Below are 13,000 nucleotides of genomic sequence, written 5' to 3'. Positions count from 1 at the left end.
GGCGTTGGCCGGAAAGCTCCGGCTATTTCTGGTGTTTCTTGTGGTGTCGGATGACTTCCTGAATGATGAAATTCAGGAAAGCCTTGGCGAAATCGGGGTCCAGATCCGCCTCTTTCGCCAGGTCTTCGAGTCGTGCGATCTGCGCGGCCTCGCGCGAGGGATCGGACGGGGGAAGTTCGTGTTCGGCCTTGAGCTTGCCAACGGCCTGCGTGTGCTTGAACCGCTCGGCCAGCGTATAGACCAGGATCGCGTCCAACCGGTCGATGCTGTCGCGGTGGTCTTTCAGCAAGGCCGCGGCCCGCGTCACGGGATTGTTCATTGGCCGGTCCTTTCGGTGGTCAGATCGGTCGTTGACGTGTCGAGTTTCGGGTGCCGCCAGATCTGCGCGGACTTGCCCAGCACTTCGCCCTCGCGCTCGTAGGTCGCACCGAGGCGCTCCGCCAGAGCGCGCGAGCGGTCATTGGCGTGGGCGATATAGCTGATGACGCCGTTCAGCCCCTGATGGCGCGCCGCGTGGTCGCGGGCGGCCTGCGCGGCCTCAAAGCCCAGACCCTTGCCCTCGGCCTGTTCCATCAGGGTCCAGCCCAGCTCGGGTTCGTCCCAGCCCGGCACATAGATCATGCCGGTCCAGCCCACGAAAGAACCGCTGGACTTTTCGGTCAGGTGCCACAGGCCATAGCCACGCAGCGCCCAGTGGCCAAGCCGGTTCGCCAGTCCGTTCCAGCAGCCCGCCGCATCCCTTGGCCCGCCCACCATGTGGCTGCGCTCGGTCGCGTAGAAGGCTGTCATCGCCGGCAGATCGTCCAGATTCGGCGCCCGCAGGATCAGGCGCTCGGTCTCAAGGGTCGGGATGGCGAAGGTCGTCATGCGTAGGCCTCCATCCCGCCATCTTCGTCGCCGGGCAGGTGGCGATAGACCAGAACCGGCTCGTCGAACCCGGCCTCGGCCTGTAGGTCGCGCTGGGCGCCCAGGCGCTCGGCCACGCGGACCGAGGCCGCGTTGTCGAGGTCTACATAGCTGACCAGTGACGGCAGGGCCTGCGGACCCAGCGCAAAGTCGCGGGCGGCTTCGGCCGCCTCGGTTGCAAAGCCACGCCCCTCGGCGGCTTCGGTCAGCAGATAGCCCAGCTCGTGTTCGCGGTCGCCGAATTCCATGCCGACCGACACGAACCCCAGAACCTGACCGCCCGAGCGGTCCTCGATGGCCCACATTCCCGCGCCGCGCAGCAGCCAGCCCGCGACGTATTGCAAGAAATCTAGCCAAGCCGCCTGCCGGTCAAACGGGCCGTCCATGTGTTTGGCGCGGTCCGACATCAGGATGTCGGCATAGGTGTCGAAATCCCCGATCCGCGGCGCGCGCAGCACCAGCCGCGCAGTCTCCAGCCGCGGCAAGTCCGCAGCCAGCCGCGCCGACAGAGCGGCAGCGGGGCCAGTGGCCGGAGCCTCCCAGGGATATGCGACGGGCGCGGTCACTTATTTCTTCTTTCCGAACCCGCTCAGGCCGGGGGGCAGGGCCATGCCGCCGCCCATGCCGGGCATGCCGCCGGGCATCTTGCCGCCCATCGCCTTGGCTGCGGCTTCCAGCGCCTTGGGGTCCATGCCCGCAGCCATGTCCTCGGGGCTGGGCCCGCCTTTGCCGAACATGCCTTTCATGGCCTGTTTCAGCATCTTGCCTTTGCCCATCTTGCCCATCTTCTTCATCATGTCCGACATCTGCCGGTGCATCTTGAGCAGCTTGTTGATGTCGCTGACTTCCATGCCCGAACCGGCCGCGATGCGTTTCTTGCGGCTGGCCTGCAGCAGCGCGGGGTTGGCGCGTTCCTTCTTGGTCATCGACTGGATCATGGCGATCTGCTGGCGCAGGATCCGGTCGTCCAGTCCGGCCTGATCCATCTGCTTGGCCATCTTGCCCATGCCCGGCATCATGCCCATCATGCCCTGCATGCCGCCCATCTGGATCATCTGCTCCAGCTGCATCTTCAGGTCGTTCATGTTGAACTGACCCTTCATCATGCGCTTCATCATGCGCTCGGTCTGCTCGAGCTCCATGGTCTCCTGGGCCTTTTCGACCAGGGCCACGATGTCGCCCATACCCAGGATTCGGCCCGCGATGCGGTCGGGCTCGAAGGTTTCCAGCGCATCCATCTTCTCGCCCAGACCCACGAAGCGGATGGGCTTGCCGGTGACCGCGCGCATCGACAGTGCCGCGCCGCCGCGCCCGTCGCCGTCCATCCGAGTCAGGACCACGCCCGAGATGCCGACCTTGGCGTCGAACTCCTCGGCCACCTCGACGGCGACCTGACCGGTCAGGCCGTCGACCACCAGCAGGGTCTCGCGCGGGTCGACCACGTTGCGGACCTGCTCGACCTCGTCCATCAGCACTTCGTCGATATGCAGACGGCCCGCGGTATCCAGCATGTAGACGTCATAGCCGCCCAGCGTGGCCTGCTGCTTGGCGCGCTTGGCGATGTCCACCGGTTTCTGGCCCGGCACGATCGGCAGGGTGTCCACCCCGATCTGGGTGCCCAGAACCGCCAACTGGTCCATTGCCGCCGGGCGGTAGACGTCCAGCGAGGCCATCAGGACCTTCTTGCCCTCTTTCTCTCTCAGACGTTTCGCCAGCTTGCCGGTGGTCGTCGTCTTGCCCGAGCCCTGCAGGCCGACCATCAGGATCGGCGCGGGCGGGTTGTCGATCTTGAGCTTGCCGGGGTCTTCCTCGCCGCGCAGGGTATCGACCAGCGCGTCATGCACGATCTTGACGACCTGCTGGCCCGGCGTGATCGACTTGGTCACCGCCTGGCCGGTCGCCTGTTCCTGCACCTTCTTGACGAACGCACGCGCCACCGGCAGCGACACATCAGCCTCAAGCAGCGCCACGCGAACTTCGCGCAGGGCGGTCTTGACGTCTTCCTCGGACAGGGCGCCCTGTTTGGTCAGCCGGTCAAAGACGCCAGAGAGGCGTTCGGATAGATTTTCAAACATGCCTTCGGCCTCCTTCGCCGGTTGTCGGTTGGCGCCCCATAGATAGGGGCAGACGGGTCAATGCACAAACGCCCCCACGGGCGAAACTCGCTGGTGGGGGGCGATCCCTGAACGACTCAAGGGACCGGAAGAACAGACGCTTCCGGATGTTGCGTTGGCGTTTAGGCCCATTGGCCACCCGAGTCAACCATCCGCGCTTGCCGGGTTGCATCGTCTTGCCCCGTCGGCCATGACTGCTGCGCTATTCGGGAGAAGACCATGGACGCCTCATCTGCCTTTCAGGACACGTTGCCGCTTAGTTCCGATGCACTGCTGGCGCAGCTGGACGATTGGGGGCTGCCCTATCGCCTGCACAGCCACGTCCCGCTGCGGACGGTCGAAGAGTCGAAGGCGGTTGAGGATCAGTTCATGGTGCCGGGCGAAAACGCGTTGCGGCTCAAGAACCTGTATCTGCGCGACAAGAAAAAGCGGAACTACCTGGTGACGCTGGAGCAGAGCCGCGAGATCGACCTCAAGGCGCTGGGCGCCGAACTGGGGGTGGGCAACCTGTCCTTCGGGTCGGCGGATCGGCTGATGCAGAACCTTGGCATCCGTCCCGGCGCGGTCAGCCCGCTGGCGATGATCAACGGCGTGGGCAACGATGTGCGGTTCTTCATGGACGACGCGGCGCAGCATGCGGACGTGATTTATATGCATCCGCTGGTCAACGACCGGACGGTGGCCATGGCGCGCGACGATCTGATGGCCTTCTTCGACCGGATTGGGTGCGAGGTCACCTGGCTGCCCTGATCAATCGCTCAGCGCCTCTTTCAACGCGGCGGCGACATGGGCGGCCGAGGGATTGACGAACAGGTGCCCGTCGGCCTCGAAAACCGGGTCATCAAGATGTTGGGGAAAGGCCAGCGGCAATTCGGTGCAGGCCAGCAGGATCGCGGTTCCGGGGGCGGCGTGCCGGTTGCATAATGCCAGCAGACGGTGGCGGGCATTGGCCGAGGCACCGCCATAGAATTCGGTGTCGATCATGGCCTGCATTTCCGCGATCTGGTCCTCTGGAAGTCGGTCATTGGCTGTGATGCCTTCAGCCGCCAGCCGTTCCGCATAGTGGCGCGCTTGCATCGTGACCGAGGTTCCCAGAACCAGCGCGCTTTTTGCGCCTGTCGTTTTGGTGGCCACGGCGGTTGCATCAAAGATACTCAGGATCGGCATGGTCACGCCCTGCCGGATCGAATGCAAACGGGCGTGGGGTGTGTTCGAGGCGATGATGCCGAAATCACATCCCGCCTTTTCAAGCGTCAGCAGTGCTTCGCGGAAGACGGCATCGAACGCGGACCAGCTTGCTTCGTCGTCGGCGGTTCCGCGCAATGCGCGGGTTTTAGCCTGGGTGACGGATTCTATGGTCATCGGAGGAACAGGAAGCGGCGATCCGTGCCCACGGTCTGCAAAATGGCGCCCGGCGCCCTCGGCGATGGCGCGGTAATAGTCTATTGTCGACGCCCAGCCGACCCCGCCCAGAATTCCGATCTTCTTCATGACAACCGTCCAATCTGCCGATCCCGCTCGGGGACAGATTGGACGGTTTGACCAAGGATGGCCAGTGGCTGGATCAGGCGGCCAGTTCGGCCACGGCTTTCTGCGCGTTGCTCAGAGTTGCTTCCGGGTCCAGCGCCATGCGGTCAGCGGCCACCACATCCACGTCATGGATGCCGATGAAGCCCAGAACATGGCGGGCGTATCCGGTCGCAAAGTCGATCTCGGACCCCACTGCGGTACCGCCCGAAGCGATGGCGAGGATGGCGCGTTTGCCCTCCAGCAGGCCCTTGGGGCCATTCTCGGTATATGAGAACGTCAGGCCCGCACGGGCGACCAGGTCGATCCAGGCCTTGAAGGCGGCCGGCACCGAGAAATTGTAGATCGGCAACCCGATCACCACCGTATCGGCCTGCTGCAGCTCCTTGACCAACTCGTCCGACAGGGCCAGCAGGTCGCGCTGGGTGGCGTCGCGTTGATCGGCGGGGGTGAAGTTGGCGGTGATCCAGTCCTCGGTCAGCAAGGGCAGGGGGGTGGCCAGGTCGCGGCGGATGATGCGGCTGGCGCCCAGGTGCTGGACGATGCGGGCCGACAGGTCGCGGGTGGCCGAGCCGGTGCGGCGGGCCGAGGCGTCGATATGCAGGATGGTCTTTGTCATGGCGTGGGTCCTTCTCAGGGTTCGGATTTTGCGTCTGAGCCCAATATGAATATTGCGTGAGCGAACGAAACTGGGATAAATCAACAGGCATTGTTGGAAATTGCACAGAATTGGTTTTGTCATGGACAATTGGGACGAGGTCCGCACCGCCTATCAGGTTGCGCGCATGGGCACGGTCAGCGGCGCGGCCGAGGTTCTGGGGGTGCACCACGCCACGGTGATCCGCCATATCGACGCGATCGAGGCCCGGCTGAAGGTCAAGCTGTTCCAGCGCCACGCGCGCGGCTACACCCCGACCGAGGCGGGCGAGGATCTGCTGCGCGTGGCCCAGGCCACCGAGGATCAGTTCAACCAGCTGGTCGGGCGGCTGAAGGGGCGCGGAGGCGATGTTTCGGGAGAGCTGGTGGTGACTTCGCTGGCCTCGCTGGCGCCGCTGGTGGTGCCCACGCTGACCGCGTTCCAGCAGGACCATCCCGACCTGATCGTGCGCTATCTGACCGGCGACCGCCTGTTCCGATTGGAATATGGCGAGGCGCATGTGGCCATCCGTGCCGGTGCGGCCCCAGATCAGCCGGACAACGTGGTGCAGCCCTTCATGACGCAAGAGGTGGGGCTTTATGCCAGTCAGGACTATATCGCGCGGCGCGGCCTGCCCGCGGGAGTCGAGGATTTCCCCAACCACGCCTTCGTCGGGGCGGATGACGAAAACAGCCGCGCGCCTTTTTCGCGCTGGCTGCGCGCCAATGTCCCGGCCGAGGCGATCACCTTCCGCTGCTCCAACAACTTCACCGTGGCCGAAGCGGTTCTGGCCGGGGCAGGGATCGGCTTCATGGCCCGGTGGGAAGCCGCCCGCCATCCGCAGTTGCAGGAGGTGATGGAGCCTCTGCCGGAATGGGCCGGCAACCTGTGGCTGGTGACCCATGTGGATCTGCACCGCACCAACAAGGTGCAGACCTTTCTGAAATTCCTCAAGGAGCAGGCCAAGGACTGGCTGCCATGAGCCCGCAGGCGCGTGGCCATCTGGCCATGCTGGTGTTCTCGGCGCTGGTGGCGGGCAGTTTCTCGCTGGGTTCGATGATCGCCAACGAGATCGCGCCGGCGGCGCTGAACGCCGCGCGGTTCGCGATTGCCGGCGTGGTGATCGGCATCGCGGCGATGATGACGACCGGCCTGCCGCGCAGCGCGGCGCGCGCGCCGTGGCGCTATCTGGTGCTGGGCGGGCTGTTCTCGGCCTATTTCGTGTTGATGTTCTACGGGCTGAAGACCGCGCCGCCGGTCAGCGCGGCGGCGGTGTTTACCCTGACGCCGATCCTGTCGGCGGTGGCGGGTTGGGTCCTGCTGCGCCAGATCACCACCTCGCACATGGCCCTTGCATTGAGCGTGGGCGCGGTTGGCGCGCTGTGGGTGGTGTTCCGCGCCGATTGGCTGGCCTTTCGCGCCTTTGAGATCGGGCAGGGCGAGATCATCTATTTCTGGGGCTGCGTGGCACATGCGATCTATACGCCCATGGTGCGCAAGCTGAACCGGGGCGAGCCGCCGGTCGTGTTCACCTTTGGCACGCTGGTGGCCGGATGCGCGGTGCTGACGGTGTTCGGCTGGTCCGACATCCGCGCGACCGACTGGGCCAACCTGCCGGCGATCGTCTGGATCGGCCTGTTCTACGTCGCCATCTGCGCCAGCGCGGCCACCTTCGTTCTGTTGCAATACGCCACGCTGCTGCTGCCATCGGCCAAGGTCATGGCCTATACCTACCTGACGCCCAGCTGGGTGATCATCTGGCAGATCGCGCTGGGCCAGCCGGCGCCGGGCCTTCTGGTCCTGGTGGGAATAGGGCTGACGATCCTTGCCCTGCTGCTGTTGCTGAAAGGGGATGACTTGGGGATGGCTCGGCAACAAACCGCGCCGGACTGACCTTTGCCAAAGCGCCCGTTCGTGTCAGGGTGAGGCAAACTCCGAAAGGACCGGAACATGCACAGATTGATTGCCTCGGCCACGCTAATGCTGGTTTTTGGGTGTACGCAGGACACCGCCGACAATTCAACCCTTCAAGCCAGCTGCGAGGCATTGGTGGCTGCTGAGGCCAACCGGAGCCCCGCGGATGTCCAGGCTCTGTCGACAACTGCCGAGCCGGCGGGGACCGTCACACAGGTCGCAGTGGCCGGCGCTCAGGCCCCATGGCTGTGCCGCGCCGATCCCAGCGGTGTGGTCACAGGGGTCGAGTACAGCCAGCAAGGCTGATCCTCTTGGATTGAGCCACATCAAGGGCCGGTTATGTCAAACCCGCTAAGCTGTCGGCGTGAAAGGAGCGACTGATGTTCAAACACATAATGTTTCCCGTCGATCTGCATCTGCCACCCGAAGTGCGCAAAGCGGCCGAGGTTGCGGCACAGGTCGCCCGGTGGCAGGGGGCGCGGATCACCATCGTCAGCGTGACAAGCAATCAGCCCGGCGACCCCACGCAAACGGAAGCCGCGATCAAGGACCATCTGTCCGATCTGGCGGACGAGTTGTCCCAAGCTAGCGGAGCGCAAGTTGATTTCCGCAACATTCATTCGGTGGATGTGGCGGTCGAGGTGGATGGTGACCTGGCCCGCACCGCTGAAGAGATCGGTGCCGACCTGATCGTGGTGGGCACCCACGCGCCGCGGATTACCGACTTCATCCTGTCCAGCCATGCCGGATACCTGGCCAAACATGCCAGCATGTCGGTCTTCGTGGTGCGCTAGGCCTCATCACCCGCGGAAAGCTGGTTTTCCAGGAACCGCTCGAACGCATCCAGATTCACGGGTTCGAACTGCCCGAACCCTTGCATCCAGACCGAGGCCGCGCGCAGGGCGTCGGGTTCCAGCTTGCACCATTTCACCCGGCCACGCTTTTCCTGACTGATCAGCCCGGCTCGGGTCAGGATCGTAAGGTGCTTCGAGATCGCCGCCAGCGACATCTCGAACGGCTGGGCCACGTCGGTGACGGCCATGTCATCCTCGAGCAGCATCGCCAGTATCGCGCGCCGCGTGGGGTCGGCCAGGGCCGCAAAGACGGTATCGAGGTCATCGGACATGATCCCGCTGAACCACAGCGGGAAAGTTTGGTCAACCATTTGGTTGAATATGCGGAATCCGATGTTTCCAGCGGCATGGTTTGTTCGCGGCCCGATCGTCAGTCAGAGCGTGTCCATAAAATTCATTTGAAAACATAGACTTAAGCTGCGTCAATTGGAGCCATCAACAGCGTTGACTCTGCGCGCGAGGCCGCTTAGCAACTGCGCCAAGACTGTGCGAGGGAAACGCCCGTGACCGATGACGACCCAAAGCAGCGCCTGACGCAGCTTGAGGCCAAGATCGACGCGGCAAAAAAGGCCAAAGCGCCGAAACCTCGTGCGGACGCTGACATATCCGGGGGCGAGCTGGCCTGGCGGATGGTCATCGAGATGGTTTCCGGTCTGGGGATCGGATTTGGCATCGGGTACGGGCTGGACAGCCTGTTCGGGACGATCCCGATCTTCCTGGTGCTGTTCACATTGCTGGGCCTTGTCGCGGGCGTGAAGGTCATGCTCCGCAGCGCGCAAGAAGCTCAAGAGAAACAGGCGGCCTCGACACAGGCCGAGAAGGACGAGAGGGACTGAACGTGGCGACCGAGACCACCGCAGCAGAAGGCAGCAGCCTGGTTTTCCATCCGATGGACCAGTTCATCGTCAAGCCGCTTTTCGGCGGTGAGATGGCTTGGTACACGCCCACCAACGTGACCCTGTGGCTGTTCTTCGCGGTTCTGGCCATCATCGGCCTGCTGGTGCTGAGTACCTCGAAGCGCGCCATCGTCCCGACCCGCATGCAGTCGATCGCCGAGCTGGCCTACGGCTTCATCTACAAGATGCTGGAAGACATCTGTGGCAAGGAAGGCGTCAAGTACTTCCCGTATGTCATGACCCTGTTCATGTTCATCGTCACAGCGAACTTCCTCGGCCTGATCCCGACCTCGTTTACCACGACATCGCATTTCGCGGTCACAATTCCGCTGGCGCTGGCCGTGTTCCTGACCGTGACCGTTCTGGGCTTTGTCAAGAACGGCGCCGGCTTCCTGAGCCTGTTCTGGGTGTCCAGCGCGCCGCTGGCGCTGCGCCCGATCCTGGCGATCATCGAGCTGATCTCGTACTTCGTGCGCCCGGTCAGCCACTCCATTCGTCTTGCGGGTAACGTCATGGCCGGCCACGCCGTGATCAAGGTTTTCGCCGGCTTCGCCGCGGTCGCCGTGATCTCGCCCGTATCGGTTCTGGCGATCACCGCAATGTACGGCCTCGAGGTCCTGGTGGCCTTCATCCAGGCCTACGTATTCACCATTCTGACCTGTGTTTATCTGAAGGACGCTCTGCATCCGCATCACTGATCAGGGGCGACCCTGAGCACAGGAACGATAACCCAAAATCGAAACTTCCAATTCGTAAGGAGATACATCATGGAAGGCGATCTCGCACACATCGGCGCAGGCCTGGCAGCAATCGGTTCCGGCGCGGCCGCAATCGGGGTGGGCAACGTGGCCGGCAACTTCCTGGCCGGCGCTCTGCGCAACCCTTCGGCGGCTGCTTCGCAGACCGCAACTCTGTTCATTGGTATCGCATTCGCAGAAGCCCTGGGGATCTTCGCATTCCTGGTCTCGCTGCTGCTGATGTTCGCCGTTTAATCTGCGGAACCTGATCCTTACGCGCAGGTGGGCCCAAGCCATAGCGGCCCACCTGTTGTAAAGACAACGTTCCGACGGAGGACATCATGGCGACAGAACCCATAGCTGCAGAAGCAGTCGGCAAATGCGTCGATTCCCATGGCTCGGCCATCGGGATGCCGCAGCTCTGCTTCGATTGGTTCCCCAACCAGATCTTCTGGCTGGTCATTACGCTGGTCGTCATCTTTCTGGTCCTGTCCCGCGTGGCCCTGCCGCGCATCGCGGCGATCCTGGCCGAGCGTCAGGGGACCATTACAAATGACCTGGCTGCGGCCGAAGATCTGAAGGCCAAGGCGGTCGAGGCCGAAGAGGCCTATAACAAGGCGCTGGCCGATGCCCGTGCCGAGGCCCAGCGGATCGCAGCCGAAGCGCGCGCCGAAATCCAGGCGGACCTGGATGACGCGATTGCCAAGGCAGACGCGGAAATCGCGGCCAAGGCGGCAGAATCGGAGAAGGCAATTGCCGAAATCCGTGCCGGAGCGCTGGAAAGCATTCAACAGGTTGCCAACGATACGGCGGCCGAACTGGTGACTGCGCTGGGCGGCGAGGCGGATGCCAAAGCCATCAGCAGTGCCATCAGCGCGCAGATGAAAGGATAAGTGACATGCGGAATACACTTGCTCTTATCCTGACCGCAGGCTTCGCCAGCCCGGCGCTGGCCGCAAGCGGTCCGTTCTTCTCGCTGGCGAACACCGATTTCGTCGTGACGCTGGGCTTCATCGTCTTTATCGCGGTCCTGTTCTATTTCAAGGTTCCCTCGATGATTGGCGGGGCGCTGGACAACCGTGCCGAAGGCATTAAGGCCGAGCTGGACGAGGCCCGTGCCCTGCATGAAGAAGCGCGCAGCCTGCTGGCCTCATACGAACGCAAGCAGCGCGAAGTGCAGACTCAGGCCGAAGCCATCGTGGCCGCGGCGAAGGAAGATTCGGTTCTGGCTGCCGAACAGGCAAAGGCGGATCTGGAGAAATCCATCGCGCGTCGTCTGGCTGCCGCGCAGGATCAAATCGCATCGGCCGAGGCCTCGGCAGTGAAGGAAGTGCGCGACCAGGCTGTTACTGCGGCCGTTGCGGCTGCCAAGTCCGTGTTGGCCAAGCAGATGACTGCGGCGCAAGCCAACAAGCTGATTGACTCGGCGATCTCCGAGGTCGGTGACAAGCTGCACTGAGCTGTTCGGCACGAGCCAATCGCAATCTCCAAAACCCGAAAGCTGTCCGCTTTCGGGTTTTTTGCTTGTAGCCCGCGTCATAGTCTGTTGATTCAGGGCAGTCAGCTTGTGGCGTTTCGGTGAGGTACGATGACATCCGGACATACCAAGATTGTTGATCCCGCCCCTGTGTGCGTGTTTGCGTTCAACCGACCCGAACATACGCGACGGACGTTGGATGCCCTGGCGCAATCGCCCTTGGCAGCGTCGACATCCGTGACCGTATTCATCGACGGTCCCCGCAATGATGCCGAGAAACCGATTGTCGACGCCGTTGCGCAGGTCGCCGAAACGCAGCAGGGCTTCGCCAGTATCGAGCTGCGCCGACGTGACCAGAATGCAGGGCTGGCCGTATCGATCGAGGAGGGTGTTTCGCAGATGATGGCCGAGCATGGCCGTGCGATCATTCTCGAGGATGATATCCTCACGTCGCCAGCCTTTCTGCATTATATGAACCTTGCCCTGGAGCGCTACAGGGATACTCCGGATGTCTGGCATATAGCCGGGTACAATGAGGACGTGCCTGCCTTTCGCCGAGCGCAGGGCGCGTATCTGTGGCGTTTCATGAGCTGCTGGGGATGGGCAACCTGGGCGGACCGTTGGGCGCATTACAGCCGCGACCCTGACGCGCTGGTGGATGAGTTTTCAGACGCAGACATCGTCCGCTTCAACCTCGACGGGGCACAGGACTATTGGTCGCAGGTTCTGGCGAACCAGACCGGCGAGTTGAAGACATGGGCGGTTTTCTGGTACGCGACCATTTTCCGGAATCGCGGATTGTGCCTGTCCCCATATTTTTCCTATGTCGAGAACATCGGTTTTGATGGATCCGGCAGTCATGGTGTGGTGAACAAATCCTACACGCGCAGCCGCCTGAACTCCAACCTTTCGCCGGGCTTACCTGACCAGATCTCGGAAAATACCGATGCGGTGGAGCAGGTGAAACTGTATTACCTGACCAAACCCGGCAAACTGCAAAAGATCAGGCGCAAGCTCAACAGGTTTGTCGGCAGGCTCATGTCCAAGAGGGAAAGATGATAGAGCGCATAGGAAACTGGCTTCGCGAAAAGCGCTACAAGCGCCACAGGCTGCAAACGGTTCGGGCCAGGCACGGTTTGCGCCTGGTCACACTCGGCTCTGACTATGGTGGCTGGACTTTCCTCGAGGACGAGAGTCTGCAGGGTTGCACGATCGTCAGCGCTGGTCTTGGAGAGGACGCGTCCTTCGACGTCGAGTTTGCGAACCGCTACAGCGCAAGGGTCGTGATCATCGATCCGACACCTCGGGCCGTGGCCCATTTTGGCGCGATGAAAAAGCGTTTCGGCCAAGTGGGTGAAACGGGCTACGTTTCAGGTGGTTCACAGCCCGTTGAAGCCTACGACCTGAGCACCTGCAGTGAAGACAACCTGATAATGGTCGATCGCGCCCTTTGGTGCCGCAACGAGACACTGCGTTTTTTTCTTCCCAAGAACCCCGAGCATGTGTCGCACTCGATCGTGAATTTCCAGAACGATTATCGTCAGGATACCGATCACCTGATGGTTCAGGCCGATACATTGCGGGAAATACTGGACGATCACGCAATTCCAATCGAGGAAGTCCAGCTGTTGAAGCTCGACATAGAAGGTGCGGAAGTCGAAGTTCTTGAGCAGATTCTGGCAGACGGGCTGCGGCCCCGGCAGATCTGCGTCGAATACGACGAACTCAACCGGCCCGGAAAGAAAGCCTTTCAGCGGGTTGATGCCGCAGACAAGGCACTGAGGGCGGCAGGGTATGTCTGCGTCTATGGAAATGGCAGTACCGACTATTTGTACCTGCACGAGAAACAGCCCTGACGTGCTTCTTTCGAGTATTTCATGCGCTAGAAAACGGGCGGAACAAAGCGTCGTGACTCTGGGGCTCGCGACCAGATTCTAC

19 protein-coding genes are annotated in these 13,000 nt (G+C 62.4%); 12 read left to right on the top strand and 7 right to left on the bottom strand.

What is annotated here, in order from left to right:
* Positions 1 to 22 precede the first annotated feature (22 nt).
* The 4 genes from AC2FNL_RS00600 to ffh are packed head-to-tail and all read right to left on the bottom strand — an operon-like array spanning position 23 to position 2,981.
* A complete protein-coding gene (locus tag AC2FNL_RS00600; protein WP_093965195.1) occupies positions 23 to 319 on the bottom strand; it encodes a chorismate mutase in 297 nt (98 codons plus the stop codon).
* On the bottom strand, positions 316 to 867 hold the full coding sequence (locus AC2FNL_RS00595) for a GNAT family N-acetyltransferase (RefSeq protein ID WP_496831683.1): 552 nt from the start codon (positions 865 to 867) through the stop codon (positions 316 to 318). Before AC2FNL_RS00595 ends, AC2FNL_RS00600 begins: the two co-directional genes overlap by 4 nt.
* On the bottom strand, positions 864 to 1,472 hold the full coding sequence (locus AC2FNL_RS00590; protein WP_496831681.1) for a GNAT family N-acetyltransferase: 609 nt from the start codon (positions 1,470 to 1,472) through the stop codon (positions 864 to 866). Before AC2FNL_RS00590 ends, AC2FNL_RS00595 begins: the two co-directional genes overlap by 4 nt.
* Positions 1,473 to 2,981, bottom strand: coding sequence for a signal recognition particle protein (gene ffh, locus AC2FNL_RS00585; protein WP_170343386.1), 1,509 nt, complete (start codon positions 2,979 to 2,981; stop codon positions 1,473 to 1,475).
* A 258-nt stretch (positions 2,982 to 3,239) separates the two neighbouring features.
* Between ffh and AC2FNL_RS00580 the strand changes: the two genes are divergently transcribed.
* The gene (locus AC2FNL_RS00580; protein ID WP_496831678.1) at positions 3,240 to 3,770 is read left to right on the top strand and encodes a prolyl-tRNA synthetase associated domain-containing protein; all 531 of its coding nucleotides are present in this window, start codon (positions 3,240 to 3,242) and stop codon (positions 3,768 to 3,770) included.
* Here AC2FNL_RS00580 and AC2FNL_RS00575 read toward each other — a convergent pair whose 3' ends face one another.
* Positions 3,771 to 4,511 (bottom strand): aspartate/glutamate racemase family protein, encoded by a 741-nt coding sequence (locus AC2FNL_RS00575; RefSeq protein WP_496831676.1) that lies wholly within the window; start codon positions 4,509 to 4,511, stop codon positions 3,771 to 3,773.
* A gap of 73 nt (positions 4,512 to 4,584) precedes the next feature.
* Positions 4,585 to 5,166, bottom strand: coding sequence for an FMN-dependent NADH-azoreductase (locus AC2FNL_RS00570; protein ID WP_170366227.1), 582 nt, complete (start codon positions 5,164 to 5,166; stop codon positions 4,585 to 4,587).
* A gap of 121 nt (positions 5,167 to 5,287) precedes the next feature.
* On the opposite strand from AC2FNL_RS00570, the gene AC2FNL_RS00565 reads away from it, so the two are divergent.
* The 4 genes from AC2FNL_RS00565 (at position 5,288) to AC2FNL_RS00550 (ending at position 7,892) form a co-directional block, all read left to right on the top strand.
* Entirely contained in the window at positions 5,288 to 6,166 is an 879-nt protein-coding gene (locus AC2FNL_RS00565) for a LysR family transcriptional regulator (RefSeq protein WP_496831674.1), read from the top strand.
* The gene (locus AC2FNL_RS00560; RefSeq protein WP_093965208.1) at positions 6,163 to 7,077 is read left to right on the top strand and encodes a DMT family transporter; all 915 of its coding nucleotides are present in this window, start codon (positions 6,163 to 6,165) and stop codon (positions 7,075 to 7,077) included. Before AC2FNL_RS00565 ends, AC2FNL_RS00560 begins: the two co-directional genes overlap by 4 nt.
* A gap of 57 nt (positions 7,078 to 7,134) precedes the next feature.
* On the top strand, positions 7,135 to 7,404 hold the full coding sequence (locus AC2FNL_RS00555) for a hypothetical protein (protein ID WP_141138530.1): 270 nt from the start codon (positions 7,135 to 7,137) through the stop codon (positions 7,402 to 7,404).
* 74 nt (positions 7,405 to 7,478) lie between these two features.
* Complete coding sequence (locus tag AC2FNL_RS00550; RefSeq protein ID WP_093965211.1) at positions 7,479 to 7,892, top strand: universal stress protein; 414 nt, start codon at positions 7,479 to 7,481, stop codon at positions 7,890 to 7,892.
* On the opposite strand, the gene AC2FNL_RS00545 is transcribed toward AC2FNL_RS00550, so the two are convergent.
* Positions 7,889 to 8,224 carry an ArsR/SmtB family transcription factor gene (locus tag AC2FNL_RS00545; RefSeq protein ID WP_093965326.1) on the bottom strand — a complete coding sequence of 112 codons (336 nt, stop codon included), beginning with the start codon at positions 8,222 to 8,224 and terminating at the stop codon, positions 7,889 to 7,891. The genes AC2FNL_RS00550 and AC2FNL_RS00545 overlap by 4 nt on opposite strands.
* A gap of 231 nt (positions 8,225 to 8,455) precedes the next feature.
* Here AC2FNL_RS00545 and AC2FNL_RS00540 point away from each other — a divergent pair, with 231 nt between their 5' ends.
* From AC2FNL_RS00540 to AC2FNL_RS00510, 7 genes are all read left to right on the top strand, one after another.
* Positions 8,456 to 8,788 (top strand): AtpZ/AtpI family protein, encoded by a 333-nt coding sequence (locus AC2FNL_RS00540; RefSeq protein WP_093965213.1) that lies wholly within the window; start codon positions 8,456 to 8,458, stop codon positions 8,786 to 8,788.
* A 2-nt stretch (positions 8,789 to 8,790) separates the two neighbouring features.
* Positions 8,791 to 9,546, top strand: a complete 756-nt coding sequence (locus tag AC2FNL_RS00535; RefSeq protein ID WP_093965215.1) for a F0F1 ATP synthase subunit A — start codon at positions 8,791 to 8,793, stop codon at positions 9,544 to 9,546.
* A gap of 69 nt (positions 9,547 to 9,615) precedes the next feature.
* A complete protein-coding gene (locus AC2FNL_RS00530) occupies positions 9,616 to 9,840 on the top strand; it encodes a F0F1 ATP synthase subunit C (RefSeq protein WP_005981269.1) in 225 nt (74 codons plus the stop codon).
* 86 nt (positions 9,841 to 9,926) lie between these two features.
* A complete protein-coding gene (locus tag AC2FNL_RS00525; protein ID WP_093965216.1) occupies positions 9,927 to 10,478 on the top strand; it encodes a F0F1 ATP synthase subunit B' in 552 nt (183 codons plus the stop codon).
* A gap of 5 nt (positions 10,479 to 10,483) precedes the next feature.
* Positions 10,484 to 11,044: a F0F1 ATP synthase subunit B gene (locus AC2FNL_RS00520; protein ID WP_093965218.1), complete on the top strand. Its 561-nt coding sequence runs from the start codon at positions 10,484 to 10,486 to the stop codon at positions 11,042 to 11,044.
* A 255-nt stretch (positions 11,045 to 11,299) separates the two neighbouring features.
* The gene (locus tag AC2FNL_RS00515) at positions 11,300 to 12,121 is read left to right on the top strand and encodes a hypothetical protein (RefSeq protein ID WP_496831670.1); all 822 of its coding nucleotides are present in this window, start codon (positions 11,300 to 11,302) and stop codon (positions 12,119 to 12,121) included.
* Entirely contained in the window at positions 12,118 to 12,918 is an 801-nt protein-coding gene (locus AC2FNL_RS00510) for an FkbM family methyltransferase (protein WP_093965221.1), read from the top strand. Before AC2FNL_RS00515 ends, AC2FNL_RS00510 begins: the two co-directional genes overlap by 4 nt.
* Positions 12,919 to 13,000: the final 82 nt, after the last annotated feature.

It is taken from the genome of Ruegeria sp. CRTD044 (assembly GCF_059613485.1).
The sequence above is the reverse complement of the archived record's forward strand: the minus strand, read 5'-3'. Positions and strand labels throughout refer to the sequence as shown.